The organism is Acetobacter tropicalis (genome assembly GCF_001580915.1).
In the GTDB taxonomy this organism is placed as follows: domain Bacteria; phylum Pseudomonadota; class Alphaproteobacteria; order Acetobacterales; family Acetobacteraceae; genus Acetobacter; species Acetobacter tropicalis.
In genome coordinates this window covers 1-18,945 of sequence record NZ_LHZQ01000169.1, presented here as the reverse complement: position 1 = coordinate 18,945, position 18,945 = coordinate 1, and the positions used below count along the sequence as shown (strand labels likewise).

The following is an 18,945-nucleotide window of genomic DNA, read 5'->3' as shown; positions in this document are numbered from 1 at the left end:
GAAACAAGGGGATGGGATGTCGGCACGGCAACCTGTGCAAGATGATGCAGATAGCGCAAGGCGGCCCGGTGAAGATCGCTGCTGCTGCAGACTGGATCAAGTGCTAACAGACCCTAGTCTTTCAGTTTTGCGAACATGTTTTCAATGAGAAGGCGCTTTTTATACAGGTGTCAGTTGTAAGACGGCTTTGATTTCCGGTTTTTCTTTGACGGGATACAGGCTGTTATATTTAGCTTCGTAAGAGACTGCATGATTGTGTTGTGTCGTAACCGCCCCACCCCGATGACTTCGTCTGCCTCGTCAGCAATATTCGCCAGCATGACATCGGTGCTTTTGAGGTTGATGACCTGCCCTTCAATCAGATAAAATCGGATCTGTCATTCCTACCCCTCACCCACACAATGCAGTTTTGAGTCCAGGCGGCGTGAGCTGGCTGCTTTTTCACTCAGGGCGATGAAAACGGAAACACCTCTCGATTCAATAAATTAACAGTCCTGAGCTTATCCGTTTATTTAAGATAGAAAACATTTATACAAAAACTGGGCTATTTCGTTTTTTCAGCCACATACCATTTTTTTTGTCAAACCTTCCATTTATCCTCCCTTCTTTTTTTAGCTCGTGCTAATTGTGAATCGTCTCTTCGGCTTCTATTTTAAGGCGACCCACATGGCTGTCTCAAATACTTTTGGTCCGTCTAGTCTCGTGACATTGAAAGATGCATTAGCACGCGCTAACATCAACCCGGGAGAACTGGCCGAACTATTTGGAAACATGGCTCAGCAGTTACCCATGCAGGCCGTGCAAAACACAACATCTTCCGCAATGGGTAATTCCCTTGGTTCCACCACGGAACAGGCTTCTACTGCGCCTACTCCTACAAACACCGCCGCAAATGTCTCTGCTGGTAGCGGCAGCAACAGCGTCACAATCCAGAATTCCAGCAATCACGTTGAAAAAATTGGCGAGTTTCTGAACGGTGGCTCCACAACCACTCCTGTTGCGGAAATCACGCTGAAACCAGGAGAAAGTGGCACACTGAGCTATCAGAATGGTCAGGGTGGCTACATTGCAGAAGCCAACGCATCCGGGACTTATCAGCCAACGGCCTCCCGTCTGGAATTCTACGCAGACGCAAACGGCGTCAACAATACAGATGTCAGCTACATTGATGGCCGCAACGCCTCCATTGAAGTCTCTGACGGACAGGGCAAAACGGCTGGCGATACAAAGAGCATCGCTGATGGTGCGCCAGAAGGCACCCTGACCCATGACAGTGCCGGAAATGCAACCGTGGCCGGATGGTATGATGGCTCGTCATCAACCATGCAGGCTGGGGGGGCTTACATGGAGCAGCAATTGGGCACGGGGAACGCTTATATCCACCCGAATGATGACCAGAACCGTGCAAACAACACAAACCCCATGACTATGGCGCAGGATAAAAGTCAGACATACACCGCCAAATTTGGCGACGCGTAACGTCCATATATCATTTAATTATCTGGCTGAACAGAACTGTGCAGCCAGATAACTGATTGAAATTTATAAAATTTCGGCTTTTCGCATGCAGGAAATCGCTGCCTGAAAAGCGTCTCTCGGTAGCGGACTGCCCATAGGCACGCGGGCTGCGAGAAAAGGTGCAGCCTCTTCATCTTCAACGCACGGAATATTGGCAGCTTCTGCCTCGGCCAGAAAGGCCGACAGCGCCCCTTTAGCCGAACGAGCCACAAGCGCTGGCACCAGCACACCGGGGGGGGCATACTGGAAAGCAAGAGCAACATCTGCATCATAAACAACAAATGTTGCGTTTTTTACGCCCATCCGCACGTTGCTGCTCATGGCAGCGCGCCGCTCCTGCCTTTGTGCCCGCTTGATTAACGGATTACCCTCAGAGTTTTTCAGTTCTTTTTTCTGCTCGGTGCGCGTCATGCGCATTTCCCGCCGGAAGAGCAACCTTTGCACGCCCAGATCCAGACATCCAAGCACAAGAAAGCAAAAGATTGCTGACAGCAGAACAGGCCATACCATGGCCCGCACGGCACTGGGCACACAACCGGGCCCACACGCCGGCAGATGCACCAGAGATTGCAGGTCTGATCGCACGACAAGAACCAGTGTACAAAGAACTGCAATAAATTTCAGAATGACTTTCAGACCGTCAATTATGTTACGGAGCGAGAAAATCCGCTGAAATCCGCTAACCGGATTGATCCGCTCAAACTTGGGCGCCAAAGGCTCTACGGAAAACACCATCCCGCCATTTCCAACCAGCGCAGCCACAAAGACAGCAAAAAACAACAGAGCAAGTAACGGCAGAACGAATGCAACAAACAAAGTATTCAAGCGCTGTATGACCAGAGGCAGTGCTGTTTCAAGCGGCTGTTGCGCCAGCACTGCCGTATCTGACAGCACGGCACTTAATTGAAGGAACAAATCTGGCCCGTGCAACGCAATATAAAAAAGGGCAACGACAGTCGCTATCGCCCCGACAAAATCCTTACTGTTTGCAACCTGCCCCTTTTTACGCGCTTCCTGCAATTTTTTGGCTGAGGCCGGAAGCTCCTTGCTCTCACTCGTCCCGCTCATGGTCCATGGGCCGCCATAAGTTTCAGGACATCAAAAAACACAGGAATACGCCCAACATCCTGCCGCACAAAAAGGCAGAGATAAGTGGTGTAAACAGTGATTACAAAAAAGAAGACAATATTACGCGCACCCATGGCATGATCATCCACGCGCAGAGAGGGCGCAGCACGGCTGACAATGCTCAGCGTGATATCGGATAAAAGCATTGCCAGAAACATAGGCAATGCCAGACTGAGCGCAGACGCCAGCATCTCATCCAGCAAGCCTAGAACAATCACCGGAAACTGGCTGGACAATGCTGGCAGGCCGGAGAGAGGCGCCCACAGACGCCAGCTTTGATACAGAATGTTCAAAACCATCTGCAGTCCGCCTGAAGCAGCAAAATATGTAATGCCCAATAGCAGGAAGAAAGTACCTGTTATGGAAACATCCTCAAAACCGGCAGGGTCATTAATACGCCCTGCTGTTGCTCCCCGCTGAAGGTCCAGTATGTCTCCCGCCACATCCAGCACCCAGAACGGCATTCCCAACATCAAGCCCAGTACACTGCCTAACGCCGCTTCCTTCATGCCCAATACCATCAGGCCCACGCCCGTCTGGGGTGAATGGGCAAGCATGTCAGAAATCATGGGCACGGCGGGTAAGGCCAGCACCAGCGCAATAGCACCACGCAATAGCCCCGTAATCTGGAAACGCGTAAAAACAGGATGTACAGCCAACAGCCCCATGGGGCGCGCAATGGCAAAACCCAGCGCCAGCAGCCAATGCTGTAGCATACCCAATAGTTCGAGCAGCAGGGGAACGCTGGATGGAGAGGGCGTGCTCACGGCCTCTACCGGGTCAACGCAGGAAAGGAATCGAATATTTCTGCCGCTTCCCGCTCCAGCGGCACAGCTAGCAAAGAACCTCCGAACAGAAGCAGCAGGATAACCGTCAGTAGCTTGAACGTCATTGGCAGAGACTGGTCCTGCACCTGTGTCACAGCCTGCAAAATCCCCACCAGCAGTCCAACCGCCATGGCCGCCAGCAAAGGGAGAAGCGCCATATACAGAACGAGAGAAAGAGTCGATTGAAAGTGGAAAATCAGTTGCTCAGACATAGGCTTGCATCATGTCGCATAGCTGAGGACAAGGCCGTGGATCAGCCTTGTCCAGCCTGTAATAGCAACAAACAGAAAGAGCTTGAGCGGCACGCCGATGGTGGAAGGAGAGACGGAGGACATACCCATGGCCATAAGAACCGCTGTCACTACCAGATCAATCGCAATAAACGGCAAATACAGCAAAAAGCCGATTTCAAAAGCACGCTGAAGTTCTGAAAGCAGAAAAGATGGCAGTACAATCAGCAAATCATCCGGCTGCGCCTTCAGACCGGATTCCGGCCCCCACACCCGCATGGTCGCGTTGGTAAAAAACTCGCGCTCTCCAGGGCTGGTGAAGCGTAACATGAAGGATTTAACGGGCTGCTCTGCCCGTTTTGCTGCGTCCAGCATGTCTGAAAGCGTCATATGATCCACCGGCACTGTCACGGCAGCTGCGTAAGCGCTCATCACCACAGGAGCCATAACGTAAATGCTCAGCAGAAGCGCAATGCCATAGAGCACAATGTTCGGAGGTGTTTGCTGAATTCCTAACGCATTACGTAACAGGAACAGAACCACGGCAATCTTGATAAAACTGGTCATTGTAACGGCAGCAAAGGTCACAAAACCCAGCGCCGTGATCCCGACCAGAACTGCTGAAATATCAGGACTAACGAGACTATTCACGCCCGAAAATCCTCTTCACCCTCACGCCAGCCGTACCTTCCACATCCACCAGTTCCCCCTGCCCGATCTTTCTTCCCCCGACATACAGCCCGATGGGCATTGAAATGGGTGACGCCAACTCAAGCACGCTCCCCGGTCCAAGGTCCCGCAACTGAGCCAGAGTGACGGTTTTGTGTCCCATCTCAAAGCTGATGGTTACAGGAATATCCATTTCAGATGCCACATCATCGGTCAGGCCATCCGGGCTATGCTCGGGTCTGCCCTCTTCTTCCTGCTCAGCCATCGGACTTTCCTTTTTCAGTGGGTATTGTATGGCGGTTTCCAGTTGCCAGCCCTTGTCCTCATGCCAGCGCGCACGGGCATGAGCGTAATTTTCAATCATCAGGGTTGCCCTCTCTGGGCTCCCGCTTTCAAGCAACACCACATCACCAGGGGACAAGCTGGATACAATACGAAGCGACAACGGAGTGCTTCCCACCCTCAGGGATGTTCTGAGGAACACCTCAGCTTCGGGTAAGGGCACAATCGGCCAGAGCGCCATGAGATGCTGCATGACAGGCGCAGGAGCCTGCAAAGCCACAGGCCAGCGCTGTCCCCGCACCTCCACCACACAATTGATACCATTCGAAGAGTGCGGCCTGTTGATGATTTTCAGAAATCTAATGTCTGCCTGAAGCTCCTTTTCCAGCGCCGCAAAACAATCCGCAAGAGAAAGGAGAGTCGTCAAAACCTGCACTTCGACTGCAACTGTTCCGATTGCCGCTTCCTGCTGATCGGTGAGCGCCGCAAGCAAAGGCGGCGGAACATGGAGGATCACGGAAGCATCGCCTATCTGCGCCTCACAACAAACCCATGCCCCATGCCACTCCATGCCAGCATCATACAGGGTAAGAGTATCGCGCAGCGTCACGGGAATGCGTTTACGTCCGAGCGTGACGCTCTGCTGCACCTGCGCCCGACTGACAGTCGGGGGACTATAGCAGTCCGCTCTACGGCCCGTCATATTGGGCTCCTCCGCGTACAGTGAGCAAACACCATCTGAGACTGCTGATCCCGCCTCAGTTCTTCGTGCGTCTGCTCGTAGTGCCTGCACTCCTGCTCCACAGTCTGTTGCAAGGCATTGCGGCGCGCCAGAGCCGTATGAACAGTCCGGGCTTCCTGTTCAGCATTTTTCACAGCATCGCGGGCCTCAGCCGCAGCCTGCTTGGCTTTCTCCCTGTGCTGGTCGTGTTGCTCAATGACGGAAAAACCATTTTCATCTTCCGCGCGCAGAGCCCAAATGGCGTCATACTCAAGCTCCTTACCCACAGCGTTGCGCCAACGGTGTGAGCGCGCCTGTGTTTGCTCCAGACGTTCCCGTTCACAGGCCTGCTCAGCAGCCTGAATGGCGTGCTCGGCATCTGCCACACGCCAACGCGCCACTGTCAGTCGGCGGTTGGCCTGTTCATCCCGATAAGCCTGGAGGCGTGCCAGTATAGCCACCTGCTTGCGCCTTAAACGATCTGGTTCAGCCATGTGACCACTTGAGAAAACGGCGTGATGTCCCGCTCACCTTGCTTCAGGAATTTTCTGATATCCTCAATTTTTGCCAGAGCTTCATCTGCGTCAGCATCACTCCCCGGTTTATATTCTCCAACCTCCACCAGAAAACGCACCTCCTCATACCGATGCAGCAGAGCGCGGACCCGGGCGGCCTTTTCACACTGGGCTGCAGATGCCACCACATTCATCAAGCGGCTCCGGCTGGTCATGACGTCAATGGCCGGGTACTGCCCTGATGCCGCTAGTTTGGAAGACAGGATGATATGCCCATCCAAGATGCTACGCATCTCCTCGGCAACAGGGTCGCCCTCTCCCTCCACGAGAACGGTATAGAAGGCGGTTATCATACCGCTTCCCTTCCGCTCATCGCCGGGTCCGGCCCGCTCCAGCAGGCGGGGCAGTTCCGCCATGACAGAAGGTGGGAAACCGCCGCGCCCCGGTACCTCGCCCGCAGCAAGCCCCACTTCCCGCAAGGCCCGTGCATGTCGGGTCATGCTATCCACAACCAGTAGTACGTGCATGCCCTGATCTCGAAACCACTCTGCAATGGTTGTGGCTGTCATGGCTGCACGGATACGCTCCAATGGAGGGCGGTCAGACGTTGCCACCACAAGAACGGATCGGGCTCTTGTCGCTGCATCCATCTGGTGCTCGAGAAAATCCCGCACCTCGCGCCCGCGTTCCCCGACAAGCGCTATCACCACGACATCCGCAGAGGTTCCACGAACAAGGTGCCCAAGGAGGGTGGATTTTCCACCCCCTGCCTCACCAAAAATACCTATACGCTGCCCAATGCCGCATGTGAGCAGTCCATCAATCACTCGCAGCCCCGTTGCCACGGGCTGTGTCACCCTATGTCGGAATAGCGCGGAAGGCGGTGCTTCTGCGCACGGGCGCTCTGCACAACCCGACAGGCTCTCTCCGGAAAACGGATGCCCAAACCCGTCCAGAACCTGCCCTAGCAGCACTTCCCCCACAGGCACCTGCAACGCCCCGCCAGAACGATAGACCATGCAGCCCGGCAGAATACCCTGCATGTTGCCGACCGGTGCCAGCCGGACAACCGGGCCGTCAAACCCCACAACTTCCGCAAGCAATTCTGAGTCCGGTAAAGCAATCCGGCAGGCTTCCCCCATTCCGGCGCCATCCACCCGGGCCGATATCAACCCGCCGGAAACCTGTAAAACCTGCCCGATGGAGGGCCGTGGCGTGGCGTCCTGCAAACGCTGCGCCAGCCCGGCAAAATCAATCATGCAACCGCACCTTGCCACAAAGCACGCAACTGGGAGGCTACATCAAGCCGCACCTGCCCCTGCTCATGCTGTAAAACGGCTTCACCTGCGGCAAGATCTGCACTTTCCACAACCCAAACAGAGGCAGGAACGCCTTCCATTTTCTGTAAAGCTGTTTTCAAGGATGCCGCTTCAGAAACCGGAACCTTAAGGACCAGCCCCATCTGCTGCGGAAAATCTGCAAGAGCGGTCCTGACCAGACGTGCCAGTTTTTCATCACGCGGCAGGTCGTCAATAAGACGTCTGGCTATAAGAAACGATAAATCGGCAATGCTCTGCTCACAGGTCTGCAAATAGCGTGAAATCTCTTCTCGCGCCTGATTGCCTGCCTGTTGCCGCATGCTTTCCGCATCCTTTCTGGCGGTAAGCAGTAAGGACTGCGCCTCCTTACGTGCCTCTTCCAGACACGCCTCGCGCTCCTTTTCTGCCCTTTCGCGGATCTGAGCCGCGTCAGTTAGCGCGTCAAACTGCTCTGCCCGAATGATGTAGGGGGAGAATGGCTCAGTTGTCACAAAGCCGCTCCGCTACAAAAGCATCCACCACATGCACAGCGTTCTCTTGCGCATAAGCAAACGTAGCTGCCGGCGGAGGCTCAGGTAAAAAACTGCGGACACGCAATGCTACAGACGGAGGCTGTGCCTCACACCACGCATGCAGTACTCCGCAGCCTGATTCCTGTATCGCTTTCGCCAGCGCCTCAGGGGACGCCTGCGGCATGCCAGCCGCAACGGAAAACACCGGTTTCCAAGCCGCATCCTGCATAAGGTGAGGTGTTGTCAGCTGCGCCAGATGTCGAACCATATCGCCATTGACCAGAGCCAGAATGGCGCGTGCTTGCACTACACATCCTATTCTGAGCACCAACTCGAACAGTTCCTCCGCCTGCTGCGCAAGAATATAGCGTTGAGCAACAGTAAGGCTTGATGGCAGCTTTCCCCCAAGCTGCTCAACAACACAGGTGCGAAATAACTCCTTCGTGTAAATACAGGAATCCAGATCCTGAACCATCTGCTCTGAAATACCCAGAACATGGGATGCAAACGTCAAATCACTGATCAACTGCGGAGCTGGTGCATCAGGAGCAGATTGCGACATCTCACTTTGTCCTGAAGCGGAAACGCTCTGGCAGATCCGGCCAGCGCCTGCTGACAAACACACCTACAACAAGAGCCACAAGCATCGCAGGCAACATAGCCAGACCTGTCCAATACCCCTCTGAAGAGGAAACAGAGGCAACAGCAGGCATGTCTTTTTGCGCCACCGGAACCATGACAACAGACACGCGATCGTAACTCAGGCCTTCCACACTATCCGCCACAAGCTGCTTGATCTGCGGCACCAGATGCTGCGCGGCACTCTGGTCTTTATACCTCACAAAGACCGAGGCGGATGAAGGCGTTGGTTCGCGATTAAGCAGATCATTATTCGGCAGGACAACCTGCACACGCGCCGTCAGAACCCCATCAATGTCCGAAATAGTCCGTGAGAGTTCCTGCCCCAGAGCCCACAAAAAGCGAGCCCGCTCCTGCTGCGGGGAGGAAACCAGCCCGGAGGCCTGAAAAACCTGCCCCATGCTCTGAAAGCTCTGGCGAGGATACCCCGCCTCATGCAACAGAGCGACTGCCTGCGCAAATTGCGCCTGCTCTACCCGCAGCGTGTCGCTTCCATCTTTCTGCTGAATTTTGTCAGCACGCACACCATGCTGAAGCAGAAGAGCGAGCATGACGTTTGCATCATCTTCAGCCAGACTGGTCATCAGCTCTGTTTTGCAGGCACATAGAAGCAGCATAGGAATGAGGAAGAGCGCCGCTTTAAAAGACCGTAAACGCTGGAACAGCATTATTGCCCCTTGAGCAGGGTATTGAAAATCTTGGTTGTTTCCGTCGAGCCTTTGCTGACAAGCGTTGTCTCAATAGCAAACGTGTAGGTGGCCTGTATCTGAGCCACAAGCTCGGCAGCATTGGCTGGGTCAGACGCAACATCGGCGGCCTGGGTAGCGGGCTGGCTGCCCCATTGGTCAAGATAGCTGGAAAGTCCTTCAAGCTTCTGGCTTAACGCCTGCCCCATAACCTCGGCCCGGCTTGTCTGGTCAGGAACGAAAGAAATTTCCTGGTGCACAGCCTGATTAAACTCCGCCCCCAAATGCTCTGTTATCTGTGATGTAAGAGACGCTTCCTGCTGTATATCCGGCACCCCCTGGGCGTCAGGCTGGACACCTGCCAGACCAGACAATGGGGCAATAGAGTCAGACATCTGAACAAACACCCATGAAATTCAATAACAAACACCGCGGCTGCGCCGGATGCGGGATCATACAATTAGCTGTCTATCTTAAATTTCAATACCAGCAAATTTTTTTAATTATGTGAAGGTTTTATTGCACAATCAATTTGGCGTTGCATCACGTCATCCGGCAGTTTAAACAGGTATCATTCAATAGCTGATGATATGGATAACAGGCTAAATGAGTGGGCGTTTCCTAACAATCATGGGACATGCTGTTATCTTTGGACTTCTGGTTGCCCCGTGCGTTGCTCGGGCGGAAAACAACTGGGAAGAAAAGCCATTTTCCTATATTGCCGTCAACCAGGAGATCTCTTCTGTCCTGAAAGAGTTTTCCTATATCAACGATATCCCGGTTGTAGCATCCGACAAGGTGAGAGGCCACGTTCAGGGACGCTGGCTCAATCTCTCCTCGAGAGATTTTCTACAGAAAATGAGCCACCTTTATGACTTTGACTGGTACAACGACGGTGCCGCTCTTTATATCAGCAACAAATCAGAGCGTATAACGCAGATCATCCCCCTCCATAACCATACTCTTACCGAACTCAGATCTGCCCTTCTAAATCTGGGTCTACTGGATAATCGGTTTGACATTGGCACCGGCCCGGCAAATGATACCTTAGCTGTATCCGGCCCACCACGCTTTGTAAGCATGGTTCAACAAACAGTCCTGTCTCTTCCCGCAACGAGACACGCAACCAGGACATCAGGGGGCGAATTCAGGCACCTTACGCTCTTTCGGGGATCTGCCGTCTCCGATGTCATTGTTAATTAACATTCAAGAGGCCGAAATTATGCCAGATCAGATTTCAGGCATTACTGCAAAAGAGGCGAGTTCATCATCAGATGTGAACAATGAAATGCACGCAGAGGCTTTTCAGTCGATGCTGGTGAAAAGCGGCCTGATGCTCATGCAAAGCATACAATCAGATGCGACAGATGCTATCAGCGATAATACAAGCAATCCTGACGCCCCTTTCTGACGTTAAAACTTTTTTTGACCCCTAATGAGGAAAAGCAATGTCTGTTTCCATTCAAAACTCAGGAAATAGCGATCTTGCTGTTAGCCAGACTTCGCCCAGCACTGACTTCTCACCCCAGGCTGCCGATACAGGCCTGCAGGTTTCCGGCAATACCATTGATACTGGCCGTTATCTGATTACCGCTAATAACAATTACACCACTGGCGCTGCTTACAATTTTCATAGCGATACCGACGGCTGTGTCCGTGTTTATGACAAACAGACCAACACCTATGTGCAGGTTTTTGGTGACCCGCACGTTGAAACCAGCAATGGCACGCATGGCGAGTTCAAGCGGGATGGCCTTGTTATTGACCTACAGGACGGCACACAGGTCCAGGTTCAACCGACCGACCTGAACAACGCCGGAGCATCTCACATCAATGCTGTTTCTGTCACCAAGGATAACCAGACGTCCTTTATCACCGGCCTCTATAATGATGCCGGGACAGCACATGTTCAGATTTCTGCCCCTCAGACAGGTAACGCCTTCCAGCTGAACAGCAGCTTTGATTCCTACAGCGATACAGTTCTGCATGTCGGCTCTTCCTTAAACGATCTGCATTTTGCCGATGGCTCTGCCATGTCCAGTACAGGAAATACTGAGCTGGATGGTAAAGGGGGAGGCATTCAGGAATTTCTGGGGCAGCGCGTGCCTATGCAGTCCTTCGACACGATGCTTCAGAGTGTCTTTCATATGGCGTCTCAAGGCAGCCAGAGTGTGAATGCGCCTGATTATTCGGCCGCCTCTGTTGCCAATCTCCGGATCGAAAGTGGTTACGGAAAATAACCCTTTCCGATACTGGCTGCTTTCGTGGCCTGTAATTTTTCGCTTCCATAAGCTGAAGCAAGTTACTACTATTTTTTGTGTGTTTTAAAACAGGAATATCCACATGAGCGACACTTCTTCCGTTTCCGGAACCTCCAGCGCCAACATCGATAGCGAAATCGATAAAATGACCTCTGCATTCAACACGGCGATTGAAACCAACGAAAAAATCACCGTGGTTAAAACTGAAAAAGGCGCAGAAGAAACAGCCGCTCAGCAGCGCCCGAACATCGGCTAAAGAAAAGGGGTTCCGGCTATACAGCCGGAACCCCTTTTCACACTCTATGAATTTCAGACCAGAAGAGGCCGATACCTCGGGCCCCTTGTTGATTATAGAGAATGGTCCCCAGGCAGGATGCTCCCTTGCAGTGCAAACGGGAGATTTTTTTGTTGGGAAGTCACTCAACAATGATGCCATCATTGCGGACCAGAATTTATCTGACACACATTTTGTAATCCGCATCACCGCAACAGGTGTTAAGCTAACAGCTCAAAGTGGCAATATCCATCTTGCCTCTGGCCACATCCTTCAACAGAACACATCCAAAAAATTCTACAAAACAATACGGTTTTGCAGTGGCTCCACACGTTTTAAGCTTGTTGTTCCCACAAAAACCCGGCTGCATGCGGCGTGGTATGGCGGCTCAATACTGCTTTCCTTAATATTAGCTGGCATTCTGAGTATTTACGTGCGGCATATGCACCACTCAGCAGTTTCCAAACTTCCTCCGTTCGCCGCCACAACATCTCCGACACACACTAGCAACGCCATGCTGGCAGCCTTGGAAGATAAGTTACTCACAGAGCATCTGAATAACATTATCATTTCAAGGGGAGCGGATGGAGTCCTGATTGCCACTGGTGCTGAGCAAGCCGAACAGAAAGACATCTGGGCAGCTGTTAAATTGTGGTTTGATACAACATACGGCACGGAAACGGTGTTGCTTGACCGCGTTTCATTTCTTCATGCCACAACACACTCCCCGCTTCAGATTGCCGGTGTTGCTCTGGGGAATACGCCTTATGTTCTGGATACCGCGGGGCGACGTCTGCCCTGCGGTAGTACGGTAGAAGATGGCTGGATTATTGATCACATCCTGACGGACAGAATCCTTCTGCACCGCGGCGCAGAGCATCTAACGGTACGTTTTTAATGACACCAGACACAGAACTTTCTGCGCTTCATACTCTTCTGCTACGTCTTTCACGCAGACAGGACCTCCTGCTTGTCGCGCTGCTTGTTTTGACTGTGGGCATGATGATTCTGCCCATGCCAACCATTCTGGCAGATATTCTTATTGCACTGAATATCAGTATTTCCACAGTATTGATGATGGTAGCTGTGTATATCAGTTCGCCTGTCATGTTCTCCACACTGCCCGTTATCATTCTGGTTACAACAGCCTTCCGACTGGCACTCTCCATCACCACGTCCCGCATGGTACTGGTACAGGCCGATGCCGGAGAAATTATCCGTACATTTGGCGAGTTCGTCATATCCGGCAATGTTGTTGTCGGCATTGTTGTCTATCTCATTATTACCATCGTACAGTTTCTGGTAATTACCAAAGGGTCAGAGCGCGTTGCGGAAGTTGCAGCCCGCTTCAGTCTTGATGCCTTGCCCGGCCGACAGATGAGTATTGATACCGACCTCAAAAACGGGGACATCACGCAGGAAGAGGCCAAAAACCGACGCAATCGTCTGCAAAAAGAAAGTCAGCTTTACGGCGCAATGGATGGCGCCATGAAATTTGTCAAAGGTGACGCCATTGCCAGTCTGATCATTATTGTGGTCAATCTGATTGGGGGCATTGCCATTGGCTGCCTGCAAAAAGGCATGTCTTTTTCCACAGCCCTCCAAACCTATTCGCTTCTCGCGGTGGGGGATGGGCTGATTGCACAAATCCCGGCCCTGCTTATTTCCTTAACCGCAGGGGTGGTAGTCACACGCGTTACGCATGAAGATGGCGGCGGCAATCTTGGCCGTGATATTTTGCAGCAGGTCAGTGCGGAGCCTCTATCCCTTCAGGTTGCGGCTGTAGTCATGGGCGCACTCGCACTTGTGCCGGGTTTTCCTGCTGCGGTTTTTCTCTGCTTTGGTATTCTTCTGGGCGGTACATCCTGGCTTCTGCTAAAGCGCCAGCAAAGAGAACATGCCTCGGCTTTTGCTGCTTCGGCCTCGCAGACGCAAACTCTGGCTACAAGCCTCAACCTGCACATTCTGCTGGGGACTGGGTTTTCTGCCGAGCATGAACGTCTCCAAAAGCACATTACCAGCCGTATCCACGCCTTTTCTGAACAATTGGGCCTGACACTTCCTCCGGTGCGTCTCAGCCTGTCTGCCCAACTGGAAGACAACAGCTTCAGTATTGATATCGATGGGGTACCTTCTCTGGTCCTACTTCTTGATCCTGCTCTTGTGTTTGTTGAGGAACAGCCTGCCGTCATGGAGGAAACAGGAATAGAGTATTGCCGCATGCCCGGTCCTTTCGGGCCGGAAAGCGTGGCTGTAGCCGCGTCTGTTTTGCCTGCGGTGCGGGAAGCCGGTCTTGTTACCATCACTCCTGCAGAGTTTATCTGCCGCACTGTAGAAGCGACGTTTCTTGCGCATGCCGGGCAACTTATCGGCATTCAGGAAACGCAGATCTTTGTCCGGCAGGCAGAAAAGCTTCTCCCGGATCTTGTGCGCGAAGCGGGTAAAGTCTGCCCCGTGCCCCGCCTGTCTGACGTACTACGCTTACTGCTAGAAGAGCGTGTACCATTACGCAACATCCGCACAGTATTTGAAACCATTGCGGAATGGGCTCCTAAAGAACAGACAACATCCGGGCTGGTGGAGCGCGTACGTTTTTCTTTACGCCGCCAGATCTGCCATCAATCCTCCAATAATGACAAAGTCCTTGCAGCCATCGGGATCGATGCTCCTTTGGAAAACGGGCTACGCTCCTTCCTACACAGCACTCCACAAGGGCGGCAGGTAAATCTTGATACCGTTGCAGGCAGGAGACTAGTCGAAACATCCCGCTCTCTGCTGGCCCCATGCCTGCTACATGACCGGAAGGCCGTTCTTCTGGCGGCTCCAGACCTCAGGCGCCCCATGTCCCTCCTCCTGCGCCGTTACGGATTGTCCATCCCCGTCATATCCTATGATGAAGTAGCGCCAGAATTTTCCGTCAAGCTTTATGGCACGCTTTCCGATACCATTCTGCATGCCCCCTCTCCTGCCTCAAATGCAGCCTGATTTTTCCTCTTTCATTCCTCCGGACTTTCCATGCGGCTTACTAAACTCTGTTCTCTTTTGAGCTTTCCCCTACTTCTTTCTGCATGCGCACAGACCTCGGCCACAACGCCGGATACAACACGCCAGATGATGCAGGCCGCGCAGAACCCGGATGCTCTGGCAAGAATTGGCCAAACAGCACTGCAGACAGGTGACATGGCAACAGCCGTCACGTTTTACGGTCGCGCCGTAGCGTTACGCCCGGATAGAATTGACCTGCAACTGGGCTATGCTCAGGCACTGACAGCAAACGGAAGACCCAATGAAGCGCTCGGCCTCCTCATGCCGCTCGCCACCAAAAATCCGGATAACACTCAGCTTTCTCTGGTAACAAGCCGCCTGCTGATTGAAGCGGGCCGCCCACGGGAAGCTCTCAACCGCCTTCAGGCTGCCTTCCGTCAGAACCCATCAGATACTCGTGTTTTAGTCGCGTTGGGCGTTGCGCTTGATACCTTGGGAAACCAGCAAGCTGCACAAGGCTATTATCAGAAAGCTCTTGCTCTCAACCCTGATGATGTGCCTGCAAGAACGGATATGGCACTCTCTCTCGCTCTTTCAGGCTCGTACCCGCAAGCAATAGGTATTTTGCGCCCACTGCGGAGCGAACTGGCCGGAACAGATCAGGTCAGTCATATTAATGCTGTGGAGAACGCTCTGGCGCTTGTCTATGGCCTTATGGGAGACCAGACAAGCTCCGCAGCCATCTTACGTCATCGCATGTCAGAAAAGCAGGCTCAGGAGAATCTGACTTTTTACAACGCAGTCCGGCCGAGCAGTCGCGAAGCGTTGTCGCCACAATAGCGCGTCCGGTGCCCTCTCAATCAGAGCTGAGTTGCACCGGGGAGTTGCTGTTCGGTCGAGCTGCTCCCCCCGGCCATACCAGCACCAGACAGACCTGATCCCGCCAGACCATTACCAAGGGCATCAGACGGTAGCGTTTTATCCTGCCCCTCGTTCAAACGTCGAACCGCCCTAGCTGCACGCTCTGCGGAGGAGGGATGCGGTACTGGCGAACGATACAAGTCTGATGGATCAGCCAGCATCTGCGCCAGATTGTTATTTTGCACGCATCGTCCCATATTTTCGATACTCGGTGTTACGTCGCCCAACCATCCGGAACGCATAATTTTGGAGCAATCAGGCAAGGTAGCCTGCGTCCTGCTCAGGATCAAAATCGGCCTTCCGGCCTGATAACCGCCACTTACAGGTGCCACATGCAACCGGTCCGGTTCCAGCCCTAACGCCACAAGACGAGGCATAATCTGCCCAGCCCGCTCCGGCATCAGCCCCATAATATCCGCACTGATTTCAGTCTGGCCGCCAAGCGTTGCCACAGCTTGCCTTGAAAGTTCTTCGTCAAATCTACCATCAGACATGAGGGGGATGGTGCGCTGCTCAGTATGCAGAGCAACCGGTAAGGTTTTCTCCCTGTCGGACTGTGTGGCTTCACAGCTGCATAAGGCAAGAAGCAGAATGAGAGTGGACTTTTTCATTCGAATACAAACCCTGTCCCATTCAAATGAGGCATATGCTCCAGATCCTGCCGGTCTGCCATACGTCCATAGAAAAAGCGTTCCAGCTCGTTCGGCTGATGAACATGCCTGAGCGGATCATCAGGTGTATGCAAAGCGTCAACAGGCTTCACAAGATATGGCGTGATGATAATGACCAGTTCACTCTGATCCCGCTGAAAGCGCGAGGACCGGAACAACTGCCCAAGCACAGGAATATCACCCAGAATAGGAAATTTCTGAACATTATTGTCCGCATCATTCCGCAACAGGCCTGCAATGGCAAAACTCTCGCCACTGGCCAGCTCAACTTCCGTTTCCGCCCGACGCGTTGTAAGGGCTGGTACGGAAAGATTGTTGAGCTGATAGCTGCCACTTCCAGACAGGGCGCTGACGGTAGGCCTTACTTTTAAATGTATGAGGCCCGCACCCAGAACAGTAGGCGTAAAAGCCAGACTCACACCATACTGCATGTATTGAATGGAGGTGACACCCAACGCCTGCGGTACAGGAATGGGAAATTCGCCCCCCGCAAGGAAAGTGGCTGTGCTGCCACTAATCGCTGTCAGATTGGGTTCTGCCAGCAAAGTCACCAGATGCTCGTTTGCCATCGCATCCAGGACAGTCTGCGCGTTGACGTGTCCAGTGCTTGCACCACCAAACAGGGAGGCCGCCGTATTTTCCGCAATGGCGGCCGACTGCATGCCAAACGCAAAACTCCCTGCTTTGATAACAGTAGACCAGTTAAAGCCAATCTGCTGTGCAACACTCCGGGAGACCTCAGCAATTCTGATACGCAGATTGACCTGAAGCGGATGCGTCACACCCATCTGGTTGGCCAAAGGATGCTCTTTCCCCTCCACCCCGCGAGCAATGGACGCGAGGTGATCTGCCTGATCTGCATTGGCTACGGTCCCACCCAGCACAGAACCGTTGGGAGACGTTTCCAGAGTGCCATCAGATGCCTCTGCCTCAGCATGTGGAGCAAATACGGTCTGATCCGCTTCAACACGAATTGTCCAGGAGGCAATGGAATCTCCATTATCATCCAGAGCATAAAGTGTGGTTGTGCCCGCCTTTTTTCCTATGATGAAAATTTTATTGTCAGATGGAATCTGAACGTCGGCTATTTGTGGTTCCGCCACAAAAACACTTGCTGCTGGCCTAGAAAGGCTCAGCATGTGTCCTCCCCCCACACCGACCAGAATCGTTTTATTGCCATGATAGAATTGCGCTACCGTAGCTGGCACCTTAGCGGCTACGGCCTGTACGGGCGACAAGCAGCCCCATGCCAGCACCGTGTTCAAAACTATGACAGAAAGACCTGTGAACGTTTTATATTTTTCTACAGGCATCATGCTTGATCTTAAATCCGATTGAACTTTCGGCCTTTGTCTTTCAGTCATAAAACCTGCTTGTATACTCAGAGCATGATAAATTGTTATTCAAACATCTATGCACAAGGCTTCTTACAGAAACCTTGTGCATGGTGAGTGGAAACGGCAAGCGAAATAAGGTTAAAATACTGACCTAATAACCTCAAACCTTGTAACCTTAGTTATTTTGACACCACTCCGGCAACTTCGGTCAGGATATTCAGAATAGGCTCCCCGAAATGCTGCCAGCCCCATGGCAGATTGTCCATATTGGAACCATCTTCCCGAACATGAGAATCTTTGGTATCCGGGAGCTGGTGGTTAATAAGCTGCCCCAGATACCCCCACCCTTGCTTCGTTACGTCCTGAAGAACGCCAGCTTCCGTGCCGTGTCGGGCATCTCCATCTTTTGTGAAACCATCGATTTTTCCATCGCTCACTATATCACCACGGTCAGCACCATTCCGCCCGAGTGAAGATTTGATATACGTCAGCAAAGCGACGGCTCGATAAGCCTGATCGGGATTAGTTGTCATCTGCCCCCCTACCAGTTCGTTTAACTTATCGCGAATACCACTTTGGTTTCCGAGATTTTTCAGGATCGGATTATCATTTATGATATCCTGGGCGGACCGGGTATCATCATCGGGGCGCTTTGTTTCGCTGGTCGGCGGTGTGGAAGCAAATGCATCCATGCTTTTGTCAGGTGTAACACGATTGACAGTCGTCGAAGATGCAGCGTCACTCCCTGAAGTAGAATCTGAAGAAGACGTTCCACTGGAAGTGTCTGATCCCGCAGACGAACCACCTTTATCTCCCACAGATTGCAGAATATCTGCTCCAATCTGCAAGATTTTCGTGGTCGCATCGCTTTTTGAAATTGTACCCGATTTGAGTTCTGAAATAACATCGACAAGATCAGCGACTTGCGGAAGGACATTTCCTGCCGTCTGAGCATATGCTAGTATTTTTTCCGCTGATGCAATTAGGCTTTTAATTGAAGACGTGTCACTTCCGCTGTCTGAGGAATTTGTTCCGTCAGTTTTTGGCTCCTCACTCCCTGATGCCTCTGAGCTGGAACTACTCTGATCCGGCTTAGTTGTGTCAGGCCTAGTCGAGGATCCTGCATGAGAAGCGTGACCAGAACTATTATGCTGCGATTTATGTTTTGAGTCTTTTACTTTAGACCTCTCTACTTTGGTTCCATCTATATTTCCAAGTAATTTAGAGAACTCCAAATCATTTTTTGTTTCATGTTGTGAAGTGAGAAAAGTTTCAAAAGGAGAGGAAGAAACTTTCATATCTAATATCCCTTGAACGAGCACAAGTTGAATGCAAACACTCTTTTGTATATCATTTAAAATATATCTTTGAAAATATATTCATAAAAATTTCACACTCAAGAAAAAGAGTTATACCAACCGTTGCTTGAGGTGACTCAGGGGGTACCCAT

Annotated in this window: 22 protein-coding genes; 8 read left to right on the top strand and 14 right to left on the bottom strand. The window is 52.3% G+C overall.

The features are described 5' to 3' along the window. The first annotated feature begins 666 nt into the window (after positions 1-666). On the top strand, positions 667-1,479 hold the full coding sequence (locus AD944_RS03580) for a hypothetical protein (RefSeq protein WP_045543386.1): 813 nt from the start codon (positions 667-669) through the stop codon (positions 1,477-1,479). Positions 1,480-1,542: 63 nt separating this feature from the next. Here the strand turns inward: AD944_RS03580 and AD944_RS03575 are convergent, their stop codons facing one another. From AD944_RS03575 to AD944_RS03525, 11 genes are read right to left on the bottom strand one after another with little or no spacing between them, the layout of a single operon-like run. Then, the gene (locus AD944_RS03575) at positions 1,543-2,586 is read right to left on the bottom strand and encodes an EscU/YscU/HrcU family type III secretion system export apparatus switch protein (protein WP_045543387.1); all 1,044 of its coding nucleotides are present in this window, start codon (positions 2,584-2,586) and stop codon (positions 1,543-1,545) included. Next, the gene (sctT, locus tag AD944_RS03570; RefSeq protein WP_145912916.1) at positions 2,583-3,413 is read right to left on the bottom strand and encodes a type III secretion system export apparatus subunit SctT; all 831 of its coding nucleotides are present in this window, start codon (positions 3,411-3,413) and stop codon (positions 2,583-2,585) included. Before sctT ends, AD944_RS03575 begins: the two co-directional genes overlap by 4 nt. A 5-nt stretch (positions 3,414-3,418) precedes the next feature. After that, positions 3,419-3,685: a flagellar biosynthetic protein FliQ gene (locus AD944_RS03565; protein ID WP_045543389.1), complete on the bottom strand. Its 267-nt coding sequence runs from the start codon at positions 3,683-3,685 to the stop codon at positions 3,419-3,421. A gap of 9 nt (positions 3,686-3,694) precedes the next feature. Beyond that, positions 3,695-4,354, bottom strand: a complete 660-nt coding sequence (gene sctR, locus AD944_RS03560) for a type III secretion system export apparatus subunit SctR (protein WP_045543390.1) — start codon at positions 4,352-4,354, stop codon at positions 3,695-3,697. Further along, positions 4,347-5,357: a type III secretion system cytoplasmic ring protein SctQ gene (gene sctQ / locus AD944_RS03555; protein ID WP_045543391.1), complete on the bottom strand. Its 1,011-nt coding sequence runs from the start codon at positions 5,355-5,357 to the stop codon at positions 4,347-4,349. The genes sctR and sctQ overlap by 8 nt, the downstream gene beginning before the upstream one ends. Then, a complete protein-coding gene (locus tag AD944_RS03550; protein ID WP_061138870.1) occupies positions 5,354-5,869 on the bottom strand; it encodes a ribonuclease D in 516 nt (171 codons plus the stop codon). The genes sctQ and AD944_RS03550 overlap by 4 nt, the downstream gene beginning before the upstream one ends. Continuing rightward, the gene (locus tag AD944_RS03545; protein ID WP_045543393.1) at positions 5,848-7,149 is read right to left on the bottom strand and encodes a FliI/YscN family ATPase; all 1,302 of its coding nucleotides are present in this window, start codon (positions 7,147-7,149) and stop codon (positions 5,848-5,850) included. Before AD944_RS03545 ends, AD944_RS03550 begins: the two co-directional genes overlap by 22 nt. After that, positions 7,146-7,700 carry a FliH/SctL family protein gene (locus tag AD944_RS03540; protein ID WP_045543394.1) on the bottom strand — a complete coding sequence of 185 codons (555 nt, stop codon included), beginning with the start codon at positions 7,698-7,700 and terminating at the stop codon, positions 7,146-7,148. The genes AD944_RS03545 and AD944_RS03540 overlap by 4 nt, the downstream gene beginning before the upstream one ends. Further along, positions 7,690-8,283, bottom strand: coding sequence for a hypothetical protein (locus AD944_RS03535; protein WP_045543395.1), 594 nt, complete (start codon positions 8,281-8,283; stop codon positions 7,690-7,692). The genes AD944_RS03540 and AD944_RS03535 overlap by 11 nt, the downstream gene beginning before the upstream one ends. Position 8,284: 1 nt before the next feature. Then, positions 8,285-9,028, bottom strand: coding sequence for a type III secretion system inner membrane ring lipoprotein SctJ (gene sctJ, locus AD944_RS03530; RefSeq protein ID WP_052427273.1), 744 nt, complete (start codon positions 9,026-9,028; stop codon positions 8,285-8,287). Beyond that, positions 9,028-9,441: a hypothetical protein gene (locus AD944_RS03525; RefSeq protein WP_045543396.1), complete on the bottom strand. Its 414-nt coding sequence runs from the start codon at positions 9,439-9,441 to the stop codon at positions 9,028-9,030. Before AD944_RS03525 ends, sctJ begins: the two co-directional genes overlap by 1 nt. A gap of 211 nt (positions 9,442-9,652) precedes the next feature. On the opposite strand from AD944_RS03525, the gene AD944_RS03520 reads away from it, so the two are divergent. The 7 genes from AD944_RS03520 (at position 9,653) to AD944_RS03495 (ending at position 15,406) form a co-directional block, all read left to right on the top strand. Then, on the top strand, positions 9,653-10,249 hold the full coding sequence (locus AD944_RS03520; protein ID WP_145912918.1) for a hypothetical protein: 597 nt from the start codon (positions 9,653-9,655) through the stop codon (positions 10,247-10,249). Positions 10,250-10,268: 19 nt separating this feature from the next. Continuing rightward, entirely contained in the window at positions 10,269-10,457 is a 189-nt protein-coding gene (locus AD944_RS03515) for a hypothetical protein (RefSeq protein WP_045543398.1), read from the top strand. Positions 10,458-10,494: 37 nt separating this feature from the next. Next, positions 10,495-11,286, top strand: a complete 792-nt coding sequence (locus tag AD944_RS03510; RefSeq protein WP_045543399.1) for a DUF1521 domain-containing protein — start codon at positions 10,495-10,497, stop codon at positions 11,284-11,286. Positions 11,287-11,389: 103 nt separating this feature from the next. Beyond that, positions 11,390-11,563 (top strand): hypothetical protein, encoded by a 174-nt coding sequence (locus tag AD944_RS17005; protein WP_169794940.1) that lies wholly within the window; start codon positions 11,390-11,392, stop codon positions 11,561-11,563. Between the two features lie 130 nt (positions 11,564-11,693). Then, on the top strand, positions 11,694-12,479 hold the full coding sequence (locus AD944_RS03505; protein WP_169796357.1) for a SctD/MshK family protein: 786 nt from the start codon (positions 11,694-11,696) through the stop codon (positions 12,477-12,479). Next, positions 12,479-14,566: a type III secretion system export apparatus subunit SctV gene (gene sctV / locus AD944_RS03500; RefSeq protein WP_045543401.1), complete on the top strand. Its 2,088-nt coding sequence runs from the start codon at positions 12,479-12,481 to the stop codon at positions 14,564-14,566. Before AD944_RS03505 ends, sctV begins: the two co-directional genes overlap by 1 nt. Positions 14,567-14,596: 30 nt before the next feature. Next, positions 14,597-15,406: a tetratricopeptide repeat protein gene (locus AD944_RS03495; RefSeq protein WP_061474757.1), complete on the top strand. Its 810-nt coding sequence runs from the start codon at positions 14,597-14,599 to the stop codon at positions 15,404-15,406. A 20-nt stretch (positions 15,407-15,426) separates the two neighbouring features. Here the strand turns inward: AD944_RS03495 and AD944_RS03490 are convergent, their stop codons facing one another. The 3 genes from AD944_RS03490 to AD944_RS16660 form a co-directional block, all read right to left on the bottom strand. Continuing rightward, positions 15,427-15,981 carry a CpaD family pilus assembly lipoprotein gene (locus AD944_RS03490; RefSeq protein ID WP_169794941.1) on the bottom strand — a complete coding sequence of 185 codons (555 nt, stop codon included), beginning with the start codon at positions 15,979-15,981 and terminating at the stop codon, positions 15,427-15,429. A gap of 113 nt (positions 15,982-16,094) precedes the next feature. Beyond that, complete coding sequence (locus AD944_RS03485) at positions 16,095-17,471, bottom strand: type II and III secretion system protein family protein (RefSeq protein ID WP_261763957.1); 1,377 nt, start codon at positions 17,469-17,471, stop codon at positions 16,095-16,097. A 203-nt stretch (positions 17,472-17,674) separates the two neighbouring features. After that, entirely contained in the window at positions 17,675-18,793 is a 1,119-nt protein-coding gene (locus AD944_RS16660; protein ID WP_145912921.1) for a hypothetical protein, read from the bottom strand. Positions 18,794-18,945 lie beyond the last annotated feature (152 nt).

What these genes read in the sequence shown, in the direction of transcription:
- AD944_RS03580 (WP_045543386.1), top strand. Translation starts at nt 667, where the DNA reads ATGGCTGTCTCAAATACTTTTGGTCCGTCTAGTCTCGTGACATTGAAA.
- AD944_RS03575 (WP_045543387.1), bottom strand. Translation starts at nt 2,586, where the DNA reads ATGAGCGGGACGAGTGAGAGCAAGGAGCTTCCGGCCTCAGCCAAAAAA.
- AD944_RS03565 (WP_045543389.1), bottom strand. Translation starts at nt 3,685, where the DNA reads ATGTCTGAGCAACTGATTTTCCACTTTCAATCGACTCTTTCTCTCGTT.
- sctQ (WP_045543391.1), bottom strand. Translation starts at nt 5,357, where the DNA reads ATGACGGGCCGTAGAGCGGACTGCTATAGTCCCCCGACTGTCAGTCGG.
- AD944_RS03550 (WP_061138870.1), bottom strand. Translation starts at nt 5,869, where the DNA reads ATGGCTGAACCAGATCGTTTAAGGCGCAAGCAGGTGGCTATACTGGCA.
- AD944_RS03545 (WP_045543393.1), bottom strand. Translation starts at nt 7,149, where the DNA reads ATGATTGATTTTGCCGGGCTGGCGCAGCGTTTGCAGGACGCCACGCCA.
- AD944_RS03535 (WP_045543395.1), bottom strand. Translation starts at nt 8,283, where the DNA reads ATGTCGCAATCTGCTCCTGATGCACCAGCTCCGCAGTTGATCAGTGAT.
- sctJ (WP_052427273.1), bottom strand. Translation starts at nt 9,028, where the DNA reads ATGCTGTTCCAGCGTTTACGGTCTTTTAAAGCGGCGCTCTTCCTCATT.
- AD944_RS03525 (WP_045543396.1), bottom strand. Translation starts at nt 9,441, where the DNA reads ATGTCTGACTCTATTGCCCCATTGTCTGGTCTGGCAGGTGTCCAGCCT.
- AD944_RS03520 (WP_145912918.1), top strand. Translation starts at nt 9,653, where the DNA reads ATGAGTGGGCGTTTCCTAACAATCATGGGACATGCTGTTATCTTTGGA.
- AD944_RS03515 (WP_045543398.1), top strand. Translation starts at nt 10,269, where the DNA reads ATGCCAGATCAGATTTCAGGCATTACTGCAAAAGAGGCGAGTTCATCA.
- AD944_RS03510 (WP_045543399.1), top strand. Translation starts at nt 10,495, where the DNA reads ATGTCTGTTTCCATTCAAAACTCAGGAAATAGCGATCTTGCTGTTAGC.
- AD944_RS17005 (WP_169794940.1), top strand. Translation starts at nt 11,390, where the DNA reads ATGAGCGACACTTCTTCCGTTTCCGGAACCTCCAGCGCCAACATCGAT.
- sctV (WP_045543401.1), top strand. Translation starts at nt 12,479, where the DNA reads ATGACACCAGACACAGAACTTTCTGCGCTTCATACTCTTCTGCTACGT.
- AD944_RS03495 (WP_061474757.1), top strand. Translation starts at nt 14,597, where the DNA reads ATGCGGCTTACTAAACTCTGTTCTCTTTTGAGCTTTCCCCTACTTCTT.
- AD944_RS03490 (WP_169794941.1), bottom strand. Translation starts at nt 15,981, where the DNA reads ATGTCTGATGGTAGATTTGACGAAGAACTTTCAAGGCAAGCTGTGGCA.
- AD944_RS03485 (WP_261763957.1), bottom strand. Translation starts at nt 17,471, where the DNA reads ATGCCTGTAGAAAAATATAAAACGTTCACAGGTCTTTCTGTCATAGTT.
- AD944_RS16660 (WP_145912921.1), bottom strand. Translation starts at nt 18,793, where the DNA reads ATGAAAGTTTCTTCCTCTCCTTTTGAAACTTTTCTCACTTCACAACAT.